This is a genomic window from Acidicapsa borealis (assembly GCF_059115245.1).
Window position 1 is genome coordinate 1,913,722 of record NZ_JCACNY010000001.1, and the last position, 23,096, is coordinate 1,936,817.

Sequence of the window (23,096 nt, forward strand, 5' to 3'; positions counted from 1 at the left end):
GTTGCTTTCCGGAGGGAGCAGTGGCCTTCAGGCCACTGAAAGTCACCAAGACAAGAGGGGCTTCAGCCCCGGGCATTCCCAGCCAAGCTCACCTCAATAAGCCGTGGCCGCTTTCCCCGCCTTCACGTCAACCGCATACGAGACCGCGTCGGCCGCCCAGGTTCGCAAATCAAACACTTTCCCAGGCCCCACCTTCAGCACCTCAAACCCAGCATCCGGCATCCACTGCCCAGCCACCAGTCGCCCAACCGGCTTCACTCCTCGAACAAAATAAGCGGCGCCCCGCCCAACCACCGTCGCCTTTTCATCCGTCTCCAGCAGAACCGCCGTTCGCTCCTCAATACCCAGCCCCCGCACCCCAGAATCCCCAATCCGCGCCAAAAACACCAGCAGCCGCCCCATCCGATCCCGCTTGGCAAAATGCGAATCCGTAATGATCCCCTTCAACACCGGAATCTCCAGAAACCCACGCACCAGCGTAATCCGCGGCCCCAAGGGATCACTCAGCGCGGTCTTCGAATCCAGATTCGGATCATCCGGCTTGTCTCCCTCAGCGGAGTAGACCCACTCCCCCATCACCGCCAGCCCAGCGCTCGTCCCGCCTACCGGCACCCCGCGCGCAATCGCAGCATTGATCCCCGCCTGCACCGGCGTCCCCGTCCAGTACCGGATATAGTTAGCCTGATCTCCACCAGCGATAAAGATCGCCTCAGCATGAGCAATCGCCTCCGCCACAAACGGATCATTTGCCGCAGCCTTGTCAGGAATCACCAGGGTAGCCACAGAATTCAGCCGGCAAGCCTTCCCATCCTGCAACCCGAGCATGTAGGAGTTATAAGCATCCGTCCCGGCCGCCCGCAGCACGAGAAAATCCCCGCCACCAGCCCGCTCGCACATCCAGCGAAACGCCTCATCCAGATCCGTCCCGCCACCCATCAGCGCAAACCCGGCCCGAGGCTTGGCCACCAAATCCGCCGCCGCCCCAACGCGGAAATACTGGTAAGCCTTCTGCCCCTGCGCCCCGGCCGAAATACAAATCGCCGCCAGTGCCGCCGATATTCCTAATCGCCAAAATTGCATAGCCCAGCTTAACCCGCAAAGGCCTTCCAAACAGGCGAAGCGAATCAAACTGGGCTATCAGACCCAGACCCGGCAAAGCTATCGTTTCGCCGGAACCTTCTCCCGCAGCCTCGCCACCAGCGGCGAATACGACCCATTCTGAATATCCGTCAGCATATCGATCCCCATCGGCTTCCACCCTAGCTCCAGCATCGCCTTCCTGCTCGAAGCCCGGTTATCAAACTGCACAAACGAAGTCAGGAAATCTCCCCAGATCGTCCGCGCCTCATCCAGCGTCACCGACCGCGCCGGCACACCCAGCGCTTCACCAATCGCAATCGCCAGCGACTTCAAGGTCACTGAAGTCGACCCCACGCCGTTGAACACCGAACCCGCATCAGCCCGCTCCGCTGCCAGCAGAAAGAGGTCAGCCGCGTCGTCCACCTCGACAGTCGAAGTCCGAATCGACCCGTCGCCGACATAGATCGACTCGCCAGCATTCGCCGCCGCTTCCAGCAGCATCGGCACAAAGTGGCTCCCGCCACGCCCGTACACATACGGCGGCAGCCGGATCACGCTCACCTTCACGCCCTCATTCACCTTGCTCAATGCATGCCGCTCGGAGTTGATCCGGTCCTTCAGCACAAAGGTCTTCGAAATCGGCGCTTCCTCAGGCGTCTCATCGCCGTAAGCATCTGGCTCAACAACCGCCGTGCCAGAAGTCATCACCAGCGCCTTCTCCGTCAGGTGCATCCCTCTCGCCAGCGCGTCCACCGCAGCGGCATCAGTCGCCAACACCTTCTCATACGGCATCGTGAAGTCGTGAATATACGCCAGATGGATCACCGCATCCGCCAGCCTCGCCTGCTCCTCCAGAACGTCCAGATTGCCGAGATCCCCGCTGGCAATATTTGCGCCGAGCGCCTCCAGCCGCGCATCGCCCTCGTCGCTCCGCGAAAGCCCGTACACATTGTGCCCCGCAGCAATCGCCTTCTGCACTACCACCCGTCCGATATACCCTGTCGCGCCTGTAACAAAAATTCGCATCTCGAAACTCCTTTAGCGTGCCACTTATCTTCTTACTCCCGGCACGCAACCCGGACTGTCTCATTTCGCGCGGGATTCGCGCCTCATGCCTCTTTTGTGACGTCTCCAAGAGTCTTTCCGGAATCAATCGGTTCCACTGACCGAATTCCCGCACGACGATTGCGCACCACCCTAAGTCCGATTGCACAACGTAGACTCGTCGATTGCGCAACGTGGCACGAGGATTGCGCATCGTCGTACAGATATTGCGCAACGTCCGACACCGTTTCAATCGTCAACTTCAGCATCAGGGCCGGCTGACCTGCCCAATCGCCTCCTCCACCAGTTGCTCGTAGAGGCTGACATACTTCAACTCAATCCGCTCATCGTTCCCATGCACGCCCTTGTTCATCTCAAACGTCCGCGGCACACGAATCCCATAAGCATTCACGCCCTTCGTCCGCAAAAACGAAGAATCGGTCGCCCCCGTGCTCATCACCGGCACTGTAATCGACCCAGGCAGCAGCTTCTTCTGCGCCGCCTGCAGAGCGGCAAACATGGCCGTATGCGGAGAGCTTGCGGGCGCGGCAGGCATGCTGTCGGTCGTGTCCGGCGGCAGAATCGTCACCGAAGGATCGTCCACAACCCGTTTCATTGCAGCGAAAAACGCCGGCAGGTCCTCATCCGGCAGCGCCCGAATATCCACCTGAGCCTCAGCCTCGGGAGGAATCACATTGGACTTGAATCCCGCCTTGAAGATCGTCGGAACGACCGAAGTATGCAGCATCGAGTAGAACGCAGGCAGATTCTTATGCAGATAAGCCTGCGATTCTGGCTTCTCGAGAGAGCGAAAAACCGCCGCCTGCTCCGGCGGAGAAATTCCCGCGAGGCCGGCAAAGAACTCCCGGGTCGTATCGTTCAGCCGCATCGGCGTCTCCCACGTTCCCAGCTTGCCAATCGCTAAAGCCAGATGCGTCACAGGGTTATCCAGCACCGGCACGGAAGCATGCCCGCTCGTTCCCTTGGCAATCAGCTTCACCCCGCGCGGCAGCTTCTCGCCGGTCGCAATCCCGAAGTAAGGAATCTTGCCGTCCGTCACCTCAGCCGCGCCGCCTTCGTTGACGGCGAATTCGCAGTCCAGCCGGTCCCAGTAGCGCTCCACCAGCGTATGCATCCCGGCCGGCGAGCTGGTCTCCTCGCTGGCCTCCGCAAGAAAGACGATGTCCCGCGCAAACTTTTCGCCGCTGCGGTTCAGTTGCAGCAGCGCTTCCAGATGCGCCGCCAGCGGGCTCTTGTCATCCGAAGCCCCGCGCCCGTACAGCACCCCGTCGCGCACCTCCGCCTTGAACGGTTCCACAGTCCAATGCGCCCGGTCCACGGGCACCACATCCTCATGCGCCAGCATCAGCACAGGCCGCTTCGCCCCCGTCCCCTTAAGCCTGGCCACGATGCTCGCACGTCCCGCCACCGGCTCCAGAATCTCGTAGGGAATCCCCTCGCGCTTGAAGACGGCAGCCAAGTAATTCGCCACCTGCGACTCATTGCCCGGCGGGTCCTCGGTATCCATCTGGACCAAGTCTCGAAGAAATCCAGCCGTCTCCTCAGCAGCCTTTTCCGGCGAAAGCACGCGCGAATTCTGCGCGGAAGCGGCCAAAGCGAAAGCGCTAAAGGCAATAAACAAGAAGGTATTGCGTAGCAGCATAGTAAGGAGGGCTCCTGCAGATAGGAATGTGGCAACTATACAAGACACGCGCTTTCGGGCTGTCTGGCAACTTCGAAAGCCGTTACCCGCCGGATTCCCAGCCCAATTTCCTGCTCAGAATCCCGAACCCGCCCCGTATAGTCAAAGTTGGCGATTCTCACGACCTGGCTCGGGCGTGGCGAAGAATAGCAATTCAAATCGAACGACCCTGTGGGACGATCCCGTCTCCGGCGACCCCGCTGTGCCTCAGGCCACGGTCACTCGCGGAGCATGGCGCGCACCCTCAGCCGTCCTTGCGGGCGACCGGCCCTCGCGCCGCGTCGTCTCCGCCATGCCCTCTTCCGTCGACGATATCGACGACATGGGCTCGTCCGGTCCGATCCCGCGCCGCACCAAATTCACCCCGGCTCGCAATTCGTGGTCCAGCAGCGCATGGTGGCGTCCGCGCAGCACCTTTGGCCGCGTACTCCTCGGAACTTCAGTCGTGATGGCCCTCGGCGCGATGACCGCGGTCGGAGTCATTACGCATCGCTTTCTCACTCGCGACGCGCACTTCCGCATCACCGGCGCATCGAGCATCCAGTCCAGCGGCCTCAGCGAAGTCAACCGCACCGAAGTCCTGCCCATCTTCGGCGAAGACATTGGCCGCAACATCTTCTTCGTTCCGCTCGCCGAGCGGCGCAAGCAGCTTGAAGCCATTCCATGGGTACAGCAGGCCACGGTCATGCGCTTCCTGCCTGATCGCCTTAGCGTCAGCATCGTCGAACGCACCCCGGTCGCCTTCGTGCGCCAGGGCGGGCAGGTTGAACTGGCCGACGCCGACGGCGTCATCCTCTCCATGCCTCCGGCCATGATGGCCCAGCACCACTACTCGTTCCCGGTCGTCACCGGCATCAACGCCCAGGACTCGCTTGCGTCCCGCCGCACCCGCATGGGCATTTACCTGCGCTTCCTCGCCGAACTCGACCAGAACAACCAGCACTTGACCAATCAGGTCTCGGAGATCGACCTGTCCGATCCCGAAGACCTCCGCGCCGTCATGCCGGAGCAGGGCTCCGACATCCTCGCCCATTTCGGCGAAGACCATTTCCTCCAGCGCCTGCAACTCTATAAGGCACACATCGCCGAATGGCGCGGCCGCTACCCCAAACTGATCGGCGTCGACCTCCGCTACAACGGCGAAGTCCCGCTCGAAATGTCCAAAGATACCCTGGGCGGAAAAGACACGATCGTCCCAACAGAAGAGAAGCCCGCAATCAAGGCGGAGGCAAAACCCGCGGCAGCAAAAGTTGCCACCAAGCCAGCCGCACCAAAGGCAGTTCCCGCTAAAGCAATCCCGGCCAAAACCACAGCAGAACACAAAGCAGCGGAAGCGAAGAAAAAAGCCGCCAGGCTCAAAGCCGAAAAGGCCAAAGCAGCCCATGCAAGAGCAGCAGCGCACAAACCTCATCCAACCCCGGCACAAACAAAGCAGGGAATCTAACCACTGATCACTAGCCACTGACCACTGAAATGCTATGAGCCAGAAGCAGGAAAACCTGATCGTAGTCCTCGACGTAGGCTCCGCCCACACGCGGGTGCTGGCGGCTGACCTCAACGAGGGCGCCCTGCGCTACCGCGCTCACTCCGTGGTCGAGTCGGCAGGCATGCGCAAAGGCCTCATCGCCGAACTCGGCCCCGCCGCTCGCGCCGTCAAGGCAGCAAGCGACCGCGCCGAGCAGATGGTCCGCGTCAACATCGACGAGTGCATGGTCGGCGTCGGCGGCCCGAACGTCATGGGCGTGAATACCACCGCCGGGCTCAACTTCGGTACCCGCATGCGCGAGATCACCAAGGACGACGTCTCGATCGCCGTCGAACGCGCCCGCGGCGTCTCGCTTCCGCCCGACCGCGAAATCCTGCACCTGCTCACCCGCCAGTTCGTCCTCGACGACCAGCCCGGCATCTACGACCCCGTAGGCATGGTCGGCAGCCGCCTCGAAGTCGATCTGCACATGTCCACCTGCTCCGGCAGCGCGCAGCAGTCCGTAGTGACCTGCGCCAACCGGGCAGGTTTGGAAGTCACCGACACCGTCTTCGAAGCCATCGCCTCCGCCGAAGCCACCCTCACCGCCGACGAGCGCGAACTCGGTGTCTGCGTGCTCGATATCGGCGCGCACTCCACGGAGCTGGTCGTCTTCTTCGAAGGCGCAGTCGCCCACACCGGCAGCATCCCCTTTGGCGGTCAACACTTTACCAACGACCTCGCCGTCGTTCTGCAGATGCAGGTAGCCCAGGCCGAGCAGCTCAAGCTGAGATACGGGCACAGCGTTGTCACCGCCGTCCCGCAGCTCGACGAGATTGAAATCCGCAATCCCCATCCCACGATGATCCGCCACCGCATGGTCGCCGAAATCCTCGAACCGCGCGCCCGCGAACTCTTCGACATGGTCCGCCGCAGCCTGCGCGACGGCGGCGTCCTCGGAGCGCTCGGCGCCGGATGCGTCCTCACCGGAGGCGGAGCGACCCTGCCCGGCCTGCTCGACGTGACCGAAAGCATTCTCCACGTCCGCGCTCGCATCGGCCATCCGGTGCAGCTTTCGCGCATGCCGTCAGAACTAACGCATCCGTCCTATGCTACGCTCGTCGGAATGCTGCTCTACGCGCATCGAAAACGTGTCACACGTACCGCCGAGAACAACAGTCTGCGCGCGAAACTGCGCGCTATCTTCGCAGCAAGTTTGTAGTATTCAAGTAGTAAAGTTTGCCGGAGGCGCCACCCAATGTTCCAGCCCGACCAGATCCAGTCAGCAGACAGCCCAAAAGCCGAACCGATCCGCATCCAGTTCCACGATGAAGTCCCCCACGGTGCGCGCATCAAGGTCATCGGCGTCGGCGGCGGTGGCGGCAACGCCATCAATCGCATGATCGAGGCCAAGGTCGAGGGCGTCGAATTCATCACCGCCAACACCGACGTCCAGGCGCTCAAACTCTCCCAGGCTCCCGTAAAGCTCCAGCTCGGCGTGCGACTCACCGCCGGCCTCGGCGCCGGGGCCAACCCCGACGTGGGCCGCCGCGCCGCCCTCGAAGATTCCGACAAGATCATCGAAGCCCTCGAAGGCGCGGACATGGTCTTCGTCACCGCCGGTCTCGGCGGAGGCACCGGCACCGGCGCTGCGCCGGTCATCGCGTCGCTCGCTTCTGAAATGGGCATCCTCACCGTCGCCGTTGTGACGCGGCCTTTTGCTTTCGAAGGCAAGCGTCGCCTGCAGCAGGCCGACCGCGGCATGGCCGAGCTGCTCGAGTCGGTCGACACCATGATCGTCATCCCCAACGAAAAGCTGCTCGCCGTCGCCAAGGACGCAGGCTTCTTCGAGTCCTTCCGCATCGCCGACGACGTGCTGCGCCAGGGCGTTCAGGGCATCTCGGACATCATCACCATCCCCGGCATCATCAACCGCGACTTCGCCGACGTGAAGACCACGATGGCCGGCATGGGCCACGCCGTCATGGGCACCGCCGTCCGCTCCGGCCAGAACCGCGCCGTGGAAGCCGCCCAGGCCGCCATGGCCTCCCCGCTCCTCGAAGAGGGCGCAATCGACGGAGCCCGCGGCATCCTCATCAACATCACCGGGTCCAGCACGCTCAAGCTGAGCGAAGTCAATGCCGCCTCCTCCCTCATCCAGACCAGCGCCCACGAAGACGCCAACATCATTTTCGGCGCGGTTCTCGACGAAAAGATGGGCGACGACGTCAAGATCACCGTCATCGCCACAGGCTTCCGCGACCAGATGCCCGAGCGCCGCGCCCGCATGCTCGACGTCGAAGCCGCACCCATCGTCTCCGTTCCGGTTGTCGCTCCCGACACCTGGATGAAAGAGCCCAAGATTGACGCTCCCTACGCGCCTCTGCGCTTCATGACTGAAGACGAAGAGCCGGAAGACGAGAACCTCGAAACCATCGGCGCTCAGACCTGGGTCGAAGCTATTGAACAGGTAGCCGCTGAGGAATCCGCCCCGGTTGCCGTGGCGCAGATGCCTTCTGTCGAAGCCGCGCCTACATCCGAGCCCGTTCCGGCTCCGGTCGCCACTCCGGCACCCGCTTCGGCCGCGCCTCAGAATCCGCCCAATCCACTTGAGGAGTTCGGAGGACGATTCTCCTATCAGCCCGAGGCACCCGTTGCTCCAGCGCGTCCCCGCTTCGCCGAACTCAGCGAACCGCCGACCTACGCTCCGCTGCCGCGCGACTATGCGACCGAGCTGCACCCGTCCGCCACGCCCGCGACGGCTCCCGGCTACTTCACCCACGCGCCGGAGCCGGAACACACCGATCTCGATGTGCCTGCATTCCTGCGGCGGGGCCAGTTCTAAAGCTGGTACTCACGTAGAACACAGCGCACGTCCGTACCATTTGAGGGTTGATCTTTCTCAACCCTCTCTGTACAGTGCGATTAAGTCATCCGCAAGACAGAAAAGGAACCGGCACTGACCGCTTCCAGCAGGATCCATTTCGAGAGGCCATTTTCGAGGGGTTTGTTACGCTGATATTGGCGAAAGAATTAACTTTTCGTCCTTCGTCGCAGTCCAACAAGCACCGTACGAAGCCGTCCCGGGAAACTTCAAGAGCACGGAAAGCCAGCCCGGCACGAGATCTGGAACTCAAGAAGGAAGCTTTCCTGATGAAATCTGTTGCCCTGCGATTCGCCGTTCTTGCCCTGGTAGCCGTTACGTATCTCTGTGCCGCGACTGGGGCATCCGCGGATGTGCCCAGAAACACACGCCGTGCCAAAACAGCGCAACCGCACCTGGTGGAAGTCAGGCACAAGGCTGCCCGGAAGTCTTCTGCGACGGCGAAGAAAGCTCCCACAAAATCTGGAAGATCCGCGAGAGCGGTTGCTGGTAGGGGCACCCCCCGCGCCGCCCGTGGGCGTGTACAGCGCGCCAATACGGTCTCCCGCCGTCACCATTCGTATGAGCGATTTACCGCCAACTCCTTCTCGACCACTCAGGGCGAAGGCGATATCATCGCCGGCGAAGACCCGACGATTCGGGCCGCCGCCATTGACGCTTTAGGCAACATGAACGGCACCGCCGTCGTCATCAATCCGGCCAACGGCCGCATTCTCGCCATGGTCAACCAGAAGCTGGCTCTCTCTCCCGGCGCCGAGCCCTGCTCCACCATCAAGCTCTCCGTCGGCCTTGCCGCTCTTTCTGAGGGTCTTGTAACCCGCGACACGCCGGTTAACCTCGGCGGCTTCCGCATGAACATGACCGAAGCCCTCGCCAAATCCAACAATCTCTACTTCGAAGAAATGGGCAGGGAACTCGGCTTCGAGCGCGTTCGCCATTACGCGACGACGTTTGGCCTCGGGGAGCTGGCCGGTTACCAGATTGCCGGTGAGCAGCTCGGCACCTATCCTGACCGCGAACTACCCGCCAACGAAGGCGGCGTCGGCCGCATGTGCAGCTTCGGCCAGGGCGTTTCCATGACCCCGCTGCAGCTGGGCGCTTTCGTCGCGGCCATCGCCAACGGCGGCACTCTCTACTACCTGCAGCATCCGACCTCGCAGGCTGAAGCAGCCGCGTTCGAGCCAAAGGTGAAGCGCACCCTCGATATCGCCAAATACGTTCCCGATCTACAGGACGGCATGGCTGGCGCGGTTGAATACGGCACCGCGCGCAGCCTCCGCGTGAACTTCCACGAGCTCCCCGTCTTCGGCAAGACAGGGACCTGCTCGGATAAGGGAACCCGCTTCGGCTGGTTCGCTTCCTTCTCGGATTCGCCTATGGGCCAGCTCGTCACCGTCTTCTTCCTCGAAGGCGGCCGTCCCGTCTTCGGCCCGCGCGCCGCCGAGCTCACCGGCCTCTTCTACCGCAGCCTCTGGGACCGCAACTACTTCGGCGGCAAAGAGCCTGTGACAGCCACCAACCAGGGCGGAGCAGCCCTTCTTCAGGCTGCGCACTAGAAATTACTAAGCTCGATCTGAGGCCGTCGCAGATACTGCGGCGGCCTTTCTTATTGCCCGCCATCTAGCAGCAATGTAAGTTTCCAAAAATAATTTCCGGTCATTGCGAGCAGTTGTTACGCGCCTCAGCGCTTATATGGGTGTGGAAGGATATGCCGCCACACAGCACAGAGACTCTGAGAGATTAACGCAGTTACAACCCATCGCCCGCCGCCCTGCATGGTCCGGCCCGGCAAGTCCTCGAAAGGATCGGTCATGAAACGCTTCTTCGTAAAGTCGCTCTTCACTCTTCTTCTGGTTGCAGGCCTCATGGCCGTCAACGCCAACGCCACCACCACCGGCACCGGTTTCGATAACAACCGCTGGTCCCAGGATGTGCGCCTCAAGCTGGCCACCGCCATGGTCATGCTGGATATCGCCGGCAACTATGAGCCCAGCCACGAAACCGCGCTCGGCAGCCTGCGCACCAACACCTACGATGAGTGGACCTACACGCTGCAGGCCGGCGTCGACTACTACTTCATCGGGGAATGCGATCAGGACTGCACGGACCTCGACATCAAGCTCTACGATGAGAACTACAACCTCGTCGACCAGGACGTAAAGCCGGATAACTCACCCGTCGTTCACGTCACGCCGAAATGGACCGGCAAGTTTCACATGAGGGCCATCATGTCCCGCTGTGCGGCGAACCCCTGCTACTGGGGTGTGGGAGCCTATCAACCGAAATAAGCATCGTGGCGTCAACCAGAACTCCACAGGCGTCGAGCCGGCCTCGACGCCTGTTCCTTTTGCCGCAACAGCCGACGCAGCAAATCATGCACAATAAAGAGATGGCAGGCTTGGTCACCGAACCCTCCTTTACGCCCTATCTCATTCAGCAGGACTACGACGCCTACACCCCGGAAGAGCATGCCACCTGGGCCGAACTTGTCAGCCGCCGTATGCCGCAGCTGGCCCGCCACGCCGCGGAAGAGTACCTGGAAGGCTTCGCCATCATCGGCCTGAGCGAAGCGCATCTGCCCAACCTCAGCGAAATCTCCGCCCGCCTGCAGCCGCGCACTCGCTGGAACACTGTTCCGGTCAGCGGATTCATGCCCGGCCCGGCCTTCTTCGCCATGCTTGCCTCCCGCCAGTTTCCCACCACCACCTGGCTGCGCAAGCCGGATTCGCTCGAATACACCCCCGAGCCGGACATCTTCCACGACGTCTTCGGCCACGTCCCCATGCACGCGCACCCCGTTTTCGCCGATTTCCTGGCTCATTACGGCCAGCTCTGTGCGTCTATCGAAGATGAAGCTGTACTCGAACGCATCGGACGCCTCTTCTGGTACACCGTTGAATTTGGCCTCATCCGCCAGCACGGCCGCATCAAGGTCTACGGCAGCGGGCTGATCAGTTCGAATGGCGAATGCACCAACGTCCTCGAAGGCCGTTGCGAAGTCCGCAATTTCAACCTCGAAGAAGTCCTGAGTACGCCCGTCCAGGTCGACCAGATGCATAAGCTGCTCTTCGCCATCGAAAGCTTCGACCAGGTGTATGAAGCCCTCAAACAGGTCGAGTCCGAAATCACTGCGAGTCCGTCCTGATTCGGGCCATCGGGGAAGCGTCTTTCCCGTTATGGAATCCGAGAAAGAATGTGCGGGTTCGATTGCTTGCGTTGACTCCGGATCGGCGGATAATCAACCTGCAGGCGAATCTTCAATTCCTGGAGTGCCCGTGTCAGGCAATCGCAGAAAATAAATACCCCTCCCCCCGTATATGCATTCGTCGCTTGTTCGCCTCTTTCCGGCGTGGTTGAGGCTAAGCGCGGTTGAACGAACACCGGAATTGCACCGAAAGAGATTCATGCAACGCTGTTGAGATCGTGGCATCCTATAGGGAACTGGTGTCGTCCCCGGTTTCAGGTCTGCTCACATGCCCCTACCCACCGCAATTCTTCTCACATACGGTTATTTCCTCATCTTCGGTTGGGTATTCCTGGAGCAGATCGGCCTGCCGCTTCCAGCCACGCCAGTCCTGATCGCCGCCGGAGCTCTATCCGCCACCGAGCACATGAGTTTTCCTCTGGCGCTTCTCGCCGGAGTCGTCGCCTGTCTGGTCGCTGACACCACGTGGTTCATCTTTGGCCGCCGCTACGGCAACTGGGTTCTCCGCTTCCTGTGCAAGTTTTCCCTGGAGTCGACCGTGTGCGTCCGTCGCACGCATGACTCCTTTGGCAAGCGCGGAGCATACACCTTGCTCTTCGCCAAGTTCGTTCCGGGCCTGTCGGTGATCGCTCCGCCTGTCGCCGGCCAGTCCGGTATGTCCCTCGGCCGATTCCTGCTCTTCGATGCAGGCGGAGCCTTTATCTGGACCGGCGCCCTGCTGCTGGGTGGACGCCTCTTCGGCGACCTCATCGAGAAGGACCCTAGTCTTCTCAATACGCTCGGCCGCTTTGGCGGTCTCCTGCTGCTGCTCGGAGTCCTCGGCTTCATCGGCTCGCGCATTTACCGCCGTCAGAGCTACCTGAAGAAGTTCCGCACTGCCCGCCTTGAGCCGGAAACTCTCAAGCAGATGCTCGATGCAGGTGAGCCGGTCTATATCGTGGATCTGCGCCATCCGCTCGAGCTGGTCCCTGATCCGTTCACCTTGCCCGGCGCCCACCACCTCTCGCCGGACACCCTGACCCAGCACACCTCCGAAATTCCTCTCGACCGCGATATCGTCCTTTACTGCACCTGCCCCAGCGAAGCCACAGCCGCCAGGACAGCCTTCACGCTGCATAAGCTGGGTGTGGACCGGGTACGCCCCCTGCGCGGCGGCTACGACGAGTGGAAGCGCCTCGGCTTCCCGCTCGACGCCATCGCTCCAGTTGGCACGTTGCAACAGTAGGTCACAAGCTGTTCTTTTTGCTCTGGCACAAGCCGCTCGACCACGCTACGTCCCCAGCCCTGATCCTCCCGATACACTGAAGCAGTAGAGCCTGGTCAAAGTAGCCGGGCGCATGGGAGCGGTAAGTGGCGTACAACGATCTTCGCGAATGGATAGCGGCCCTGGACAAGGCCGGGGAACTGAAGCGCATCAAGGAGCCCGTCTCACCCCGGCTCGAAATCACTGAGATCACCGACCGCGTCTCCAAGGCCGGCAGCGGTTCGCGCTCAGTCAAAGGCGCTAAGGGTTACGCTCCCGGCGGCCCGGCGCTGCTGTTTGAAAACATCGTCGGTCACCCCGGCCACAAGGTCTTCATCAACCAATTCGGCTCTGAACGCCGCATGGCGATGGCGCTTGGCGTCGATCGGCTGGAGCAGGTCGCAGAGCGTATCCAGGGTCTGATGAATACCAAGGCTCCCGAAGGTCTGCTGGACAAGCTCAAGATGCTGCCGCAGGTGGCGGAGCTTACGCGGTCGTTTCCGAAGACGGTCAGCGCGAAGGACGCGCCGTGCAAGCAGGTCATTCATCGCGACAAGATCAACCTGCTCGACTTCCCGGTTCTTACTTGCTGGCCGCATGATGGCGGTCCGTTCATTACACTGCCGTGCGTGCACACACGCGATCCGAAGTCAGGCAAGCGCAATATCGGTATGTACCGCATGCAGGTCTACGATGGCCAGACCACAGGCATGCACTGGCAGCGCCAGAAGGTCGCAGCCGAGCACTACCGCGAGGCTCTCCGTAATGCTGCCGCCAGTAACGCGGTCGCCGATCCAAAGGCCGCGCGCGTCGCCGCCATGGCGGAATCCTCAGGTGGCGCGTACGCCGTGCCAGATGGCGCTGTCGGAGGACTGCCGCAGGTGCAGTTTGGGAACCTTAAGGGGTCGCGCCTTGAAGTTGCCGTCTCCATCGGCTCCGATCCTGCTACGACCTTTTCCGCCATCGTGCCCGCGCCGCCGGAGATCGAGGAGTACCTTATCGCAGGCTTCCTGCGCGGCAAGGGCGTCGAGATCGTCAAGTGCGAAACGGTCGATCTGGAAGTTCCTGCGAATGCTGAAATTGTTCTCGAAGGCTATGTTGAATTGGGCGAGATGCGTACCGAAGGACCCTTCGGCGACCACACCGGCTTCTACACCATGCAGGACCAGTATCCGGTCTTCCACATCACCTGTATTACGCATCGTAAAGACCCTATTTACGCGGCCACCATTGTCGGCAAGCCGCCCATGGAAGACGCCTGGATGGGCAAGGCCGTGGAGCGCATCTTCCTGCCGATGATGAAGATGACCATCCCCGAAATCGTGGACATCAACCTTCCTGCCGAAGGCGTCTTCCATAACCTGATGGTCGTCGCGATCCGCAAGAGCTATCCGGGGCAGGCGCGTAAGGTGATGGCTGCCATCTGGTCGCTCGGGCAGGCCATGTTTACCAAGTGCATCATCGTTGTCGATGAGGACTGCGATGTGCAGGATTTGGGCGAAGTGACGCTTCGGGTGACGAACAATATTGATCCCGAGCGCGACACACAGTTCATCCTGGGGCCGATCGATTCGCTCGATCATGCCAGTCGCCTGCCGAACTACGGCTCAAAGATGGGCATCGACGCCACGCGCAAGTGGAAGGCCGAAGGATTCGACCGCCCATGGCCAGCCATGCTCGAAATGGATCGAGCAACGAAGGCCAAAGTCGACACTATCTGGAGCAAGCTAGGCATCGACAAGTAGCTCCTAATTGTCCGGTTTTCCTCAGGGTGCTCCGCGCAGCAGGATCGAAGGCGCGGGGCACCCGGTAAACTGGAGGTACGTTATGGCTACTCCGCAACCTCTCTCCCCCGAAATTCTTCTGCACGTCTCCCAGCAACTCAACCTCCCTCTACGCGGACTTGTTGCCGTCATTGAACTGCTCGACGATGGTGGGACTGTGCCCTTCATTGCGCGCTATCGCAAAGAGGCAACCAGCAATCTGGATGAAGTGCAGATCCGCGCCATCGAAGAGCAGCTTGCGTACTTTCGCGAACTCGTAACGCGCAAGCAGACAGTGCTGGATACGATAGCGTCGCAGGGCAAGCTCACGGATGAGTTGAAGGCGCGCATTGAGGCCACGCTCGACCGTGCCGTGCTCGAAGACCTGTACCTCCCTTACAAGCCCAAGCGCCGCACCAAGGCAACCATCGCGCGCGAGCAGGGCCTGGAGCCTCTCGCTGATTATCTATGGGGTCAGGAACCGCGCGAGCAAAAACTGCTTGATTTCGCCGCGACATTCCTGAGTGAAGAGAAGGGCGTCGCAACCATTGAAGCGGCTCTCGAAGGCGCCCGCCACATCGTCGCCGAGCGCATCAGCGAAGATGCGGATCTGCGCAAGATGCTGCGCCAGTGGGTCTTTGACGAAGGTGTAGTGACGAGCAAGAAGGCGAGCGATGTAGACGAGAAGAAGCTCGATGAGCAAGAGAAATTCAAGATGTACTACGAGTATCGCGAGCCGGTGAAGACGATCCCTTCGCATCGCATGCTGGCCATTCGCCGCGGTGAGACGGAGAACGTGCTCTACTTCCTCATCGAGACGGACAGCGAGCGCGCTACATCGATGCTGCGCTCGCGCGTACTCAAGTCAAAGGGTGATTGGACGCCGCAGCTTGAGCTGGCCATCGACGATAGCTGGTCGCGGCTGTTGAACTCTTCCATCCAGGCGGAGATCCGGCTTGAGTTGAAGCGCCGCTCAGACCTTGAAGCCATCCAGGTCTTCCGCGAAAATCTGCACAATCTCCTGCTTGCTCCGCCCGCCGGTCCAATCGCGGTCCTCGGCATCGATCCTGGTTTGCGCACCGGCTGCAAGATTGCCGTGGTCGATGAGACAGGCAAGTTCCTCGCGCATGATGTGATTTATCTGCATACTGGCAAAGGTAACGCAGACCAGGCCAAAGCTACCCTCTATCGTTTCCTCGGACAACACAACTGCCGCGCCATCGCTATCGGCAATGGAACTGCTTCGCGCGAGACGGATGCTCTGGTGCGTGAGTTCCTGCGCGAGAAAGAGCTGAAAGATATTTTCACCGTGACCGTGAGCGAGTCGGGAGCCAGTGTGTACTCTGCATCGGATATCGCAAGGCAGGAGTTTCCCGATCTCGACCTCACCGTGCGCGGAGCTATCTCCATCGCACGCCGCTTGCAGGATCCTCTGGCTGAGTTGGTCAAGGTCGACCCGAAAGCCATCGGCGTTGGCCAGTATCAACATGACGTGGACCAGCGGCAGTTGCATGACTCGCTCGGGCAGGTGATTGAGAGCTGCGTCAATCGCGTGGGCGTCGATCTCAATACGGCATCGTGGGCGCTGCTGCGCTACGTCGCCGGCATCAGCGAACGTACCGCGCTGAACATCGTTGCGCATCGCGATCAGAATGGAAAATTCGTTTCGCGGGAGCAGTTGAAGCAGGTGAGCGGCGTTGGCCCCAAGACCTTCGAACAGGCTGCGGGATTTCTTCGTATTCGCGGCGGCGTGAACCCGCTGGATTCGACCGCGGTTCATCCTGAATCGTATGCGCTGGTCGAGCAGATTGCGCAGCTGGCAGCGAGCCCGATCAGCACCATCATCCAGCAGCCTGAATTGCTGGCAAAGGTAGACAAGTCGCAGCTGAAGGCAGGTACATTCACGCTACAGGACATCCTTGAAGAACTGCGCAAGCCGGGCCGCGATCCGCGCGACAAGTTCGTTGCGCCGAGCTTCCTTGAATCGGTGCACGAGATCAGCGATCTCGAAATTGGCATGGTGCTAGAAGGCGTTGTCACCAACGTGACGCGCTTCGGAGCTTTCGTCGATGTCGGTGTACATCAGGATGGCCTGGTGCATATTAGCGAGCTCTCGAACAAGTTCATCAAGGACCCATCGGAGGCCGTGAAAGCCGGGCAGATCGTTAAGGTAAAGGTACTCAGCGCGGATGCGCGCACCAAGCGCGTTTCGCTCTCGATCAAGGCGTTGCTCGAAGGCGCTGGCGGCTCTGCTCCGAAGCCGGTAGGGCAAGTCAAGCCTGCTGCCGGAGCTCGTCCGCAAGGCACCCGTCCCAATGGTTCGCCGGTGCAACAGAAGCCTGCTACGCCTCGTACTCCGCCTCCGCCGCAGACGATGGAAGACAAGATCGCTGCACTCACGGCGCGCTTCCAAAAGCGATAACCAAGGGTCGAGCTGGATATACTGGCGGCTGACTGCAATCGAACTTAATTGCAGTCAGCCGAGGCCGCTTGCTTCTCTCACACGCCAACTATCTTCTGCTGTGTACTGCCGGCACCATTGCGCTGCTGATGCTGCTGATCCTGCGCGCGAAGCTGCATCCATCGCTGGCGATCCTGTGCTCGGCCATCGTGCTCGGCATCGTCTCCGGTATGCCGCTGACAAAGATTCCTCTCTCGATCACGACGGGCGTAGGCAATCTTCTGGGGCATGTTGCATTGGTGCTCGGCCTCGGCGCGGTGCTGGGGCATCTGCTGGCCAGCTCGGGCGGAGCTGCAGCTGTGGGCGAGCGCCTGGTGCGGCTCTTTGGACCGCGTGGCTTGCCCTTCGCGATGTTGCTAATGGGCATGCTTGTGGGCTTTCCTGTCTTCTTTGAAGTAGGCCTGGTGCTGCTGATGCCCATTGTCGTCTCGGTGGCCAGGAAGAGCGGTCAGTCGCCGATCCTCGCAGGCCTGCCGACTCTGGCCGGGCTGTCCATCGTGCATGGACTCATCCCACCACATCCCGCTGCGATGATGGCCGTAGCGCAGTATCATGCCGATGTTGGCAAGACCATCCTGATGGGGCTTACCGTTGGACTGCCCGCAGGAGTGTTAGCCGGCCCGGTGTATGCGTGGGTCTATCGCAAGTTCTTCGCCAGCGCCCGGCTGCTGACGGCGAACTCTCATAGCTCACTCGCGGACGAGTTGAAAGATGACGCGCCTGCGGAGACCACAACACACAAAGTGGGACTGGTGCCCGCATCCGTTCTTGTGTTGCTGCTGCCCGTGCTCCTCATCTTCACCGGCAGCTGGGCTGATCTGCTGGTTGCGCCACAAGGCAATGCGCAGTGGCTGAACGCCTCACTGCACCTGCTCGGCGACCCGCCTATCGCGCTGCTTTGCGCGGTGCTGGCGGCGCAAATTCTGCTTGGCCATATCTCGCGCTGGAGCCGTGCCGAAACGCTGCGGCTCACGGGCGAAAGCTTCGCGCCAATTGCCGGCGTACTCATGATCCTCGCCGCTGCGGGTGGGCTGAGCCGCATTCTGAATGACTCGGGTGCCGCGCAGGCCACGGTCGATCTTGCTCAGGGGGTGCATCTGTCGCCGCTGCTGCTGGCCTGGCTGCTGGCGGCTACGGTGCGGCTCGCAATCGGCTCCGCAACAGTTGCCATGGCGGTGACCACCGGCATCCTGGCGCCGGTAGCCGCAACCATGGGCGCCGCGGGCGGATTCGGACCGGAACTGCTGGTGCTCGCAACCGGCTCAGGCTCGCTTTTCTGCTCGCATGTGAACGACCCCGGCTTCTGGATGATCAAGGAATTCTTCGGCCTGGAACTGAGCGAGACACTCGGCACATGGTCCGTGCTTGAAACGGTGCTGTCGGTCGCTGGATTGTTGGGTACACTGCTCTTGGCCATGCTCCCTGCATCGCTGGCAAGGTTCTAGTTCGCCTCGCAATGACCTATGTAGATTCGAGCGGTCTATCCATGGAACCGATAACTCGAAATGGAAATGCCGGGCGAGGACCTATAACTTGCAGACTAAGGAGACTGACGATCGCCTTTCGATCCAATCTCATCCTGCCCTGCGTGGTTCCGGACGGAAGCCTATGGTTTTGTTCAGGTTACTAAGGTCCAATGTACTTATGTGTATCTCTCAAGGTGGATCATATCTCCTAACTTATCGCTCATAAATACCATTTGACAGTGCTAATTTTCCGCCGCATACTTGCACCAACTTTCAGCACATCCTTCTGTCGACTAAGGAAACTCTATGCTAACCCTCGCTCAGCGTGAGACGCTGGGCTGCGAAGATATCCGCCAGCCCGCCCTCGGCCAGGTCGATCAGCCGGTTGAGCTGAGTCCGCGAATAGCTTCCTTTTTCAGCGGTAGCCTGCGTCTCCACAAGCCCGCCGTCTTCGGTCATGACAATGTTCATATCCACCTCGGCCTGCGAATCTTCTTCGTAGCAGAGATCGAGCAATTCCGTTCCCTCAACGATGCCAACCGAAGTGGCCGCAATCAATTGCTTCAGCGGCGACTTTTTCAGCGTCCCAGCTTTCACCAGCGCGTTGAGCGCCAATGCCAGTGCGACGCATGCTCCGGTGATCGCAGCCGTGCGTGTGCCTCCGTCGGCCTGGATCACGTCGCAGTCCAGGATTACCGTCCGCTCCCCGAGCGCCTGCATATCGACGACCGAGCGCAGACTGCGTCCGATCAGGCGCTGAATCTCATGCGTCCGCCCGCCGATTTTGCCGCGTTCGCTCTCGCGCGGACTGCGCGTCACCGTCGAACGAGGGAGCATGGAATACTCCGCTGTCACCCAGCCGCGGCCGGAGTTGCGCAGCCATCCGGGCACGCCACTCTCGATGGTCGCGTTGCACAGCACGCGGGTGTGCTCCACCGAAATCAATACCGAGCCCTCTGCCGTGCGCACAAAGTTGGGAGTCATCGTGAGCGGCCGAAGCTGGTTTGCTGCGCGTCCGTCTTTGCGGAAAAACTGGGTCGTGGAAGAAGGTTTTTGTTCGGTAACGGACTGGTTTGCCATCTCTCGATTGTACGAGAGGAAGCCTTGCTGCTCCGGAGAGGGAACCAGGGAAGGCGCCTCGGGATCTGCATGCAGAACAGGAGTGTCAATTGCCTCCACTCATCCGGTTGCCTGTCCCGCTTCGGAACAGCTTGCAGGACCAAGGTCATCAGGAGCATTTGGGGAATTGGGGTGGAAACGCTTTTCCTTATCAGGAACTCAGCGAATCCGTTCTGCTTTGGCACGCCGGGTGCTATGGACAGGCCAAGAACGGCACCGACATTGCAAAGTCAAAGGGAGTTCCGCAACGGGGAGCGGCGGTCAGGGGAAAGCCGCATTTGGGATCTTTACTGGTTTAACCGGGATGGAACGGGAACGAAGTGACGGCCATGGCCGGGAAGCGAAGTCAGCGGACCGCACGGAAAGGGGAGGCAGGGATGCAGGAGATGGAGGGCTGGCAGGATCATCATTCCAAGCGGCAGTGGCGGCCGGACAGGGTTCCGGTGGCGCATGCAGTTCCACGGGTGGCGGAGAGCGTGGCCGCGCTCATCCACGACACCCGCAACATGGTCGCATCCATGGAGCTCTATTGCGATCTGCTCGAGGAACCGGGCGTCCTGGCGCCTCAGTCCCGGCATTATGCCAGGGAGTTGCGTCTGGTGGCAGGGGCCAGCCGCCGGCTGCTGGAGTCGCTTTCAATTCTCGGCTTTCAGGAAGGTGCAGCTGGGACGCGCGGCCGCGGCATCCGCAAACGGGGCATGGACGCAGACAGCAAGAAGCTTGAATGGATGCCGGATCCCTTCGCTTTGGACAGTGCAGAGTATCCAATACTCTCCCGGCCCGGGCGCCTGAAGGAGGTCTCCGCAAACCCGCCAGTTACAAATCTGGCGGAACAGTTGCAGGCCAATCGGAACCTGCTCGCCGCACTGGTCGGCCCAGGAGTCAAGGTATCTCTCTCGGTCCCGGATCCCGCATCCGCTGCGCTCTGCACGATTGCCATGTCCGCCGACAACCTCACGCGGATTCTCATCAATTTGGCAAGAAACGCCGCCAGCGCCATGCCGGCTGGGGGGCAGATACAAATTGAGCTGCACCTGCTCGATGACTCGCTTGAACTTACCTTTTCGGACACCGGTACAGGTATTCCAGAAGCGGCGCTGGAGACGATCTTTTCTCCCGGCTACACCACCAGGACCGGCCTGGAGGGCTACGCGCAGGATGTCCCGGGGACATCCCCGCAATGCGGGCAAATTCATGGGCTCGGCCTGGCGATCGTCCGGGCCCTGGTGGAGAGTGCCGCGGGCACTGTTCATGCTGTCAACCGCATTGCCAATCCGGACTCCGGTGTTTCGGGCGGCGCCGCGATTGTCATCCGTTTCCCCATGAATCCCTGATTCACTGGTATCTCCGCCTTTCCGGGCTTTGCTGCGAATGAGCCAAAGCCGTCCTCTTACCCACTCCACAGACCGCGCAAACCACGCGCACGAAAGGCGCATACCATGCTCGAAACCGTCTTCCACTCATCCGTAATGCCGTTTCTTCCGCAAGGCGGCCAGCCGTCTCCTGGACATACTGCGGAGAACGGCTCCAGTCACGCAGCGACAGCCCAGGAAACGGACAGTCCCCATGTCCGTCTGCATCTGCTGGTGATCGAAGCCGACGCGGCGGTTCGGTCAGCCTGCACGGAGATCGCCATCTCACTCGGCTTTGCCGTGCAGGCTACTGCCGACGCGGCTCAGGCGCGCAGCCTGCTGCGCGGACACACTGCGGATATTCTGCTCGTCAATCTGGCTTACGGCAGCAGTCAGGGCCTGGACCTGATCTCCGAGGTCAAACTGCTCTATCCGGCGATGGCGGTCATCGCCATGACTGCATCCAGCTCGGTCAACGCCGCAGTGGAAGCGATGCGCTGTGGAGCGTCTGACTACCTGACAAAACCCTTCGCCGTGGATGAGCTTTCAACCGTGCTCGAGCGCGCGTCGACCGCCGTCACCGTGGATCAGGCCAGCCGCAAGCTGCGCGAACAACTGCGCCTCACCCAGGGTCTCGGCTCCATGATTGGCCGATCGCCGGAGATGGAGAAGCTCTACCGCATCCTCTCCAAGGTCGCGCAAAGCACTCACCCGGTCCTGGTACTGGGCGAAAGCGGCACCGGCAAGGAGCTCGTAGCGCGCACCATTCACGCCTACGGCCCCAACGCCAGCAAGCCGTTTCTACCTGTCGATTGCAGCTCCCTGGTGCCTTCGCTGATGGAGAGCGAACTCTTTGGCTACGTGAAGGGCGCCTTCAACGGTGCGGTGAAATCGAAAGACGGCCTCTTTGTCGTTGCCGAGGGCGGAACTGTCTTCCTGGATGAAATCGGCGAACTGTCGCTCGATCTGCAGGCCAAGCTGCTTCGCGCGCTCCAGGAGAAAGAAGTTCGTCCGGTAGGCGCCACGCACCGTGTGCCGATCAGGGCCCGCATCGTGGCGGCCACCAATCGCGATCTCGCCGGTATGGTCGAGAAGGGCAGCTTCCGCAAGGACCTCTTTTACCGCTTGAACGTCGTCAATCTCAGGCTGCCCGCGCTGCGTGAGCGGCGTGAAGACATTCCGCTGCTAGCCGCGCACTTTCTCGACCGCATTTCGAAGGAGCGCGGCACGAAATTCACCTTCAACGACGAGGCTCTGCGGGTGATGATGCGCCACGACTGGCCGGGAAACATTCGCGAGCTGGAGAACGCCATTCAGCGGGCGTGCACACTGTCCTCCGGGCCGGTGCTTGAGTTGGGCGACCTCCCTACTCAGCTCCAACAACAGGGTCTCGAAGCGCACCGTGTCGCGCATCAGACGGCGGCCGCCGCCCCACCCGCCGGGAAGGCGGCCGTACGGCCCCTGGCAGACATCGAGCGGCAGGCCATCCTGGACGCAATCCGCGTACTCAACGGGGACAAGCTGCTGGCGGCCAAGCTGCTCGGCATCGGGAAGACGACACTGTATCGCAAGCTGAAGGAGTTTGGTGTGACCGACCCCATGCTCGACGAATAGACGCAGCTTTGGAAATCTGTTTGGTCGAGGCAGTCACGGAAGATCCGATCCCGAGACACCACACAATAAGACAAAAAGGCTGCCCGGCTGATTCTGCCCTTTCCCACTGCGTCCAGACTCTGGAGGCAAGCATGAAGATTCTCATCGTAACCGGCATGGAAGGCGCGGAGAACTGCGCCGCTGCTCTCACCAAACTCCTCGATATGGAATGCGTTGCCGCCAACGGACGCAAAGCCGCAATTGCCGCCCTCAAACGCACGGAATACGCAGCAATCGTGATGGACGAGGGCCTCTTTGACACCGACCAGACCGCGGCGGACAGTCTCTGGGAGCATGCTGGCCTGGCCATTCCGGTGCACGTCAACTTCGCGCTTTCCGGCGCGCAGCGGCTGGCGCGGGAGATCCGGCTGGCGCTGAACCGTCGCGAACGGGAGCGCGCCCTGGCCCATGAAGCGGCTGCGGCAGCCATTGAAAGCGAGCTCAAGTCGACGGTTGCCGGGCTGCTGCTGCATTCGCAGCTCGCCCTGCAGGACCGTGAGATTCCCGCGCCATTGGCGGAGAAGCTGCGCCTCGTTGCCGATCTGGCCGGTAATCTGCGCCAACAGCTGACGCACGGCTCGCCGCACCCGCAGTCAAGGGCTTGAACCCTCGCCAGGCCCTTCTCCCGGATTTCTCTTGTTGACAGTCGACAAGTCGTA

At 61.1% G+C, this 23,096-nt stretch carries 17 protein-coding genes; 13 read left to right on the forward strand and 4 right to left on the reverse strand.

Annotation, left to right across the window (positions count from 1 at the left end):
- Nucleotides 1-93 precede the first annotated feature (93 nt).
- The 3 genes from AC5S27_RS07820 to AC5S27_RS07830 all read right to left on the reverse strand — a co-directional run bounded on the left by AC5S27_RS07820 (nt 94) and on the right by AC5S27_RS07830 (nt 3,787).
- Entirely contained in the window at nt 94-1,080 is a 987-nt protein-coding gene (locus AC5S27_RS07820; RefSeq protein ID WP_493933999.1) for a cyanophycinase, read from the reverse strand.
- Between the two features lie 78 nt (nt 1,081-1,158).
- Entirely contained in the window at nt 1,159-2,106 is a 948-nt protein-coding gene (locus tag AC5S27_RS07825) for an SDR family oxidoreductase (protein ID WP_493934000.1), read from the reverse strand.
- A gap of 286 nt (nt 2,107-2,392) precedes the next feature.
- Nucleotides 2,393-3,787 carry a M20/M25/M40 family metallo-hydrolase gene (locus AC5S27_RS07830; protein WP_493934001.1) on the reverse strand — a complete coding sequence of 465 codons (1,395 nt, stop codon included), beginning with the start codon at nt 3,785-3,787 and terminating at the stop codon, nt 2,393-2,395.
- Nucleotides 3,788-3,962: 175 nt separating this feature from the next.
- On the opposite strand from AC5S27_RS07830, the gene AC5S27_RS07835 reads away from it, so the two are divergent.
- The 10 genes from AC5S27_RS07835 to AC5S27_RS07880 all read left to right on the forward strand — a co-directional run bounded on the left by AC5S27_RS07835 (nt 3,963) and on the right by AC5S27_RS07880 (nt 18,292).
- Nucleotides 3,963-5,270, forward strand: coding sequence for a cell division protein FtsQ/DivIB (locus AC5S27_RS07835; protein ID WP_493934002.1), 1,308 nt, complete (start codon nt 3,963-3,965; stop codon nt 5,268-5,270).
- A gap of 34 nt (nt 5,271-5,304) precedes the next feature.
- Nucleotides 5,305-6,513 (forward strand): cell division protein FtsA, encoded by a 1,209-nt coding sequence (gene ftsA / locus AC5S27_RS07840; RefSeq protein WP_493934003.1) that lies wholly within the window; start codon nt 5,305-5,307, stop codon nt 6,511-6,513.
- 36 nt (nt 6,514-6,549) lie between these two features.
- Nucleotides 6,550-8,136 carry a cell division protein FtsZ gene (gene ftsZ, locus AC5S27_RS07845; RefSeq protein ID WP_493934004.1) on the forward strand — a complete coding sequence of 529 codons (1,587 nt, stop codon included), beginning with the start codon at nt 6,550-6,552 and terminating at the stop codon, nt 8,134-8,136.
- 308 nt (nt 8,137-8,444) lie between these two features.
- Nucleotides 8,445-9,731 carry a penicillin-binding transpeptidase domain-containing protein gene (locus tag AC5S27_RS07850; RefSeq protein ID WP_493934005.1) on the forward strand — a complete coding sequence of 429 codons (1,287 nt, stop codon included), beginning with the start codon at nt 8,445-8,447 and terminating at the stop codon, nt 9,729-9,731.
- A gap of 255 nt (nt 9,732-9,986) precedes the next feature.
- Nucleotides 9,987-10,463 carry a hypothetical protein gene (locus tag AC5S27_RS07855; protein WP_493934006.1) on the forward strand — a complete coding sequence of 159 codons (477 nt, stop codon included), beginning with the start codon at nt 9,987-9,989 and terminating at the stop codon, nt 10,461-10,463.
- Between the two features lie 110 nt (nt 10,464-10,573).
- Nucleotides 10,574-11,320, forward strand: coding sequence for a phenylalanine 4-monooxygenase (locus tag AC5S27_RS07860; RefSeq protein ID WP_493934007.1), 747 nt, complete (start codon nt 10,574-10,576; stop codon nt 11,318-11,320).
- A 328-nt stretch (nt 11,321-11,648) separates the two neighbouring features.
- The gene (locus AC5S27_RS07865) at nt 11,649-12,605 is read left to right on the forward strand and encodes a VTT domain-containing protein (protein ID WP_493934008.1); all 957 of its coding nucleotides are present in this window, start codon (nt 11,649-11,651) and stop codon (nt 12,603-12,605) included.
- A gap of 125 nt (nt 12,606-12,730) precedes the next feature.
- Complete coding sequence (locus AC5S27_RS07870; protein WP_493934009.1) at nt 12,731-14,368, forward strand: UbiD family decarboxylase; 1,638 nt, start codon at nt 12,731-12,733, stop codon at nt 14,366-14,368.
- A gap of 82 nt (nt 14,369-14,450) precedes the next feature.
- Nucleotides 14,451-16,808, forward strand: a complete 2,358-nt coding sequence (locus AC5S27_RS07875; protein ID WP_493934010.1) for a Tex family protein — start codon at nt 14,451-14,453, stop codon at nt 16,806-16,808.
- A 68-nt stretch (nt 16,809-16,876) separates the two neighbouring features.
- On the forward strand, nt 16,877-18,292 hold the full coding sequence (locus AC5S27_RS07880; RefSeq protein WP_493934011.1) for a GntT/GntP/DsdX family permease: 1,416 nt from the start codon (nt 16,877-16,879) through the stop codon (nt 18,290-18,292).
- A gap of 330 nt (nt 18,293-18,622) precedes the next feature.
- Here AC5S27_RS07880 and rph read toward each other — a convergent pair whose 3' ends face one another.
- The gene (gene rph, locus AC5S27_RS07885; protein ID WP_493934012.1) at nt 18,623-19,393 is read right to left on the reverse strand and encodes a ribonuclease PH; all 771 of its coding nucleotides are present in this window, start codon (nt 19,391-19,393) and stop codon (nt 18,623-18,625) included.
- A 416-nt stretch (nt 19,394-19,809) separates the two neighbouring features.
- Between rph and AC5S27_RS07890 the strand changes: the two genes are divergently transcribed.
- From AC5S27_RS07890 to AC5S27_RS07900, 3 genes are all read left to right on the forward strand, one after another.
- The gene (locus AC5S27_RS07890; RefSeq protein WP_493934013.1) at nt 19,810-20,766 is read left to right on the forward strand and encodes a sensor histidine kinase; all 957 of its coding nucleotides are present in this window, start codon (nt 19,810-19,812) and stop codon (nt 20,764-20,766) included.
- A gap of 105 nt (nt 20,767-20,871) precedes the next feature.
- Complete coding sequence (locus tag AC5S27_RS07895) at nt 20,872-22,398, forward strand: sigma-54-dependent transcriptional regulator (RefSeq protein ID WP_493934014.1); 1,527 nt, start codon at nt 20,872-20,874, stop codon at nt 22,396-22,398.
- Nucleotides 22,399-22,529: 131 nt separating this feature from the next.
- Nucleotides 22,530-23,042, forward strand: coding sequence for a hypothetical protein (locus tag AC5S27_RS07900; protein ID WP_493934015.1), 513 nt, complete (start codon nt 22,530-22,532; stop codon nt 23,040-23,042).
- The last annotated feature ends 54 nt before the right edge of the window (nt 23,043-23,096 follow it).

Excerpts from the sequence above, each read along its gene's own strand:
- AC5S27_RS07820 (WP_493933999.1), bottom strand. The coding sequence starts at position 1,080 with ATGCAATTTTGGCGATTAGGAATATCGGCGGCACTGGCGGCGATTTGT.
- AC5S27_RS07825 (WP_493934000.1), bottom strand. The coding sequence starts at position 2,106 with ATGCGAATTTTTGTTACAGGCGCGACAGGGTATATCGGACGGGTGGTA.
- AC5S27_RS07830 (WP_493934001.1), bottom strand. The coding sequence starts at position 3,787 with ATGCTGCTACGCAATACCTTCTTGTTTATTGCCTTTAGCGCTTTCGCT.
- ftsA (WP_493934003.1), top strand. The coding sequence starts at position 5,305 with ATGAGCCAGAAGCAGGAAAACCTGATCGTAGTCCTCGACGTAGGCTCC.
- ftsZ (WP_493934004.1), top strand. The coding sequence starts at position 6,550 with ATGTTCCAGCCCGACCAGATCCAGTCAGCAGACAGCCCAAAAGCCGAA.
- AC5S27_RS07850 (WP_493934005.1), top strand. The coding sequence starts at position 8,445 with ATGAAATCTGTTGCCCTGCGATTCGCCGTTCTTGCCCTGGTAGCCGTT.
- AC5S27_RS07855 (WP_493934006.1), top strand. The coding sequence starts at position 9,987 with ATGAAACGCTTCTTCGTAAAGTCGCTCTTCACTCTTCTTCTGGTTGCA.
- AC5S27_RS07865 (WP_493934008.1), top strand. The coding sequence starts at position 11,649 with ATGCCCCTACCCACCGCAATTCTTCTCACATACGGTTATTTCCTCATC.
- AC5S27_RS07875 (WP_493934010.1), top strand. The coding sequence starts at position 14,451 with ATGGCTACTCCGCAACCTCTCTCCCCCGAAATTCTTCTGCACGTCTCC.
- rph (WP_493934012.1), bottom strand. The coding sequence starts at position 19,393 with ATGGCAAACCAGTCCGTTACCGAACAAAAACCTTCTTCCACGACCCAG.
- AC5S27_RS07890 (WP_493934013.1), top strand. The coding sequence starts at position 19,810 with ATGCAGGAGATGGAGGGCTGGCAGGATCATCATTCCAAGCGGCAGTGG.
- AC5S27_RS07895 (WP_493934014.1), top strand. The coding sequence starts at position 20,872 with ATGCTCGAAACCGTCTTCCACTCATCCGTAATGCCGTTTCTTCCGCAA.
- AC5S27_RS07900 (WP_493934015.1), top strand. The coding sequence starts at position 22,530 with ATGAAGATTCTCATCGTAACCGGCATGGAAGGCGCGGAGAACTGCGCC.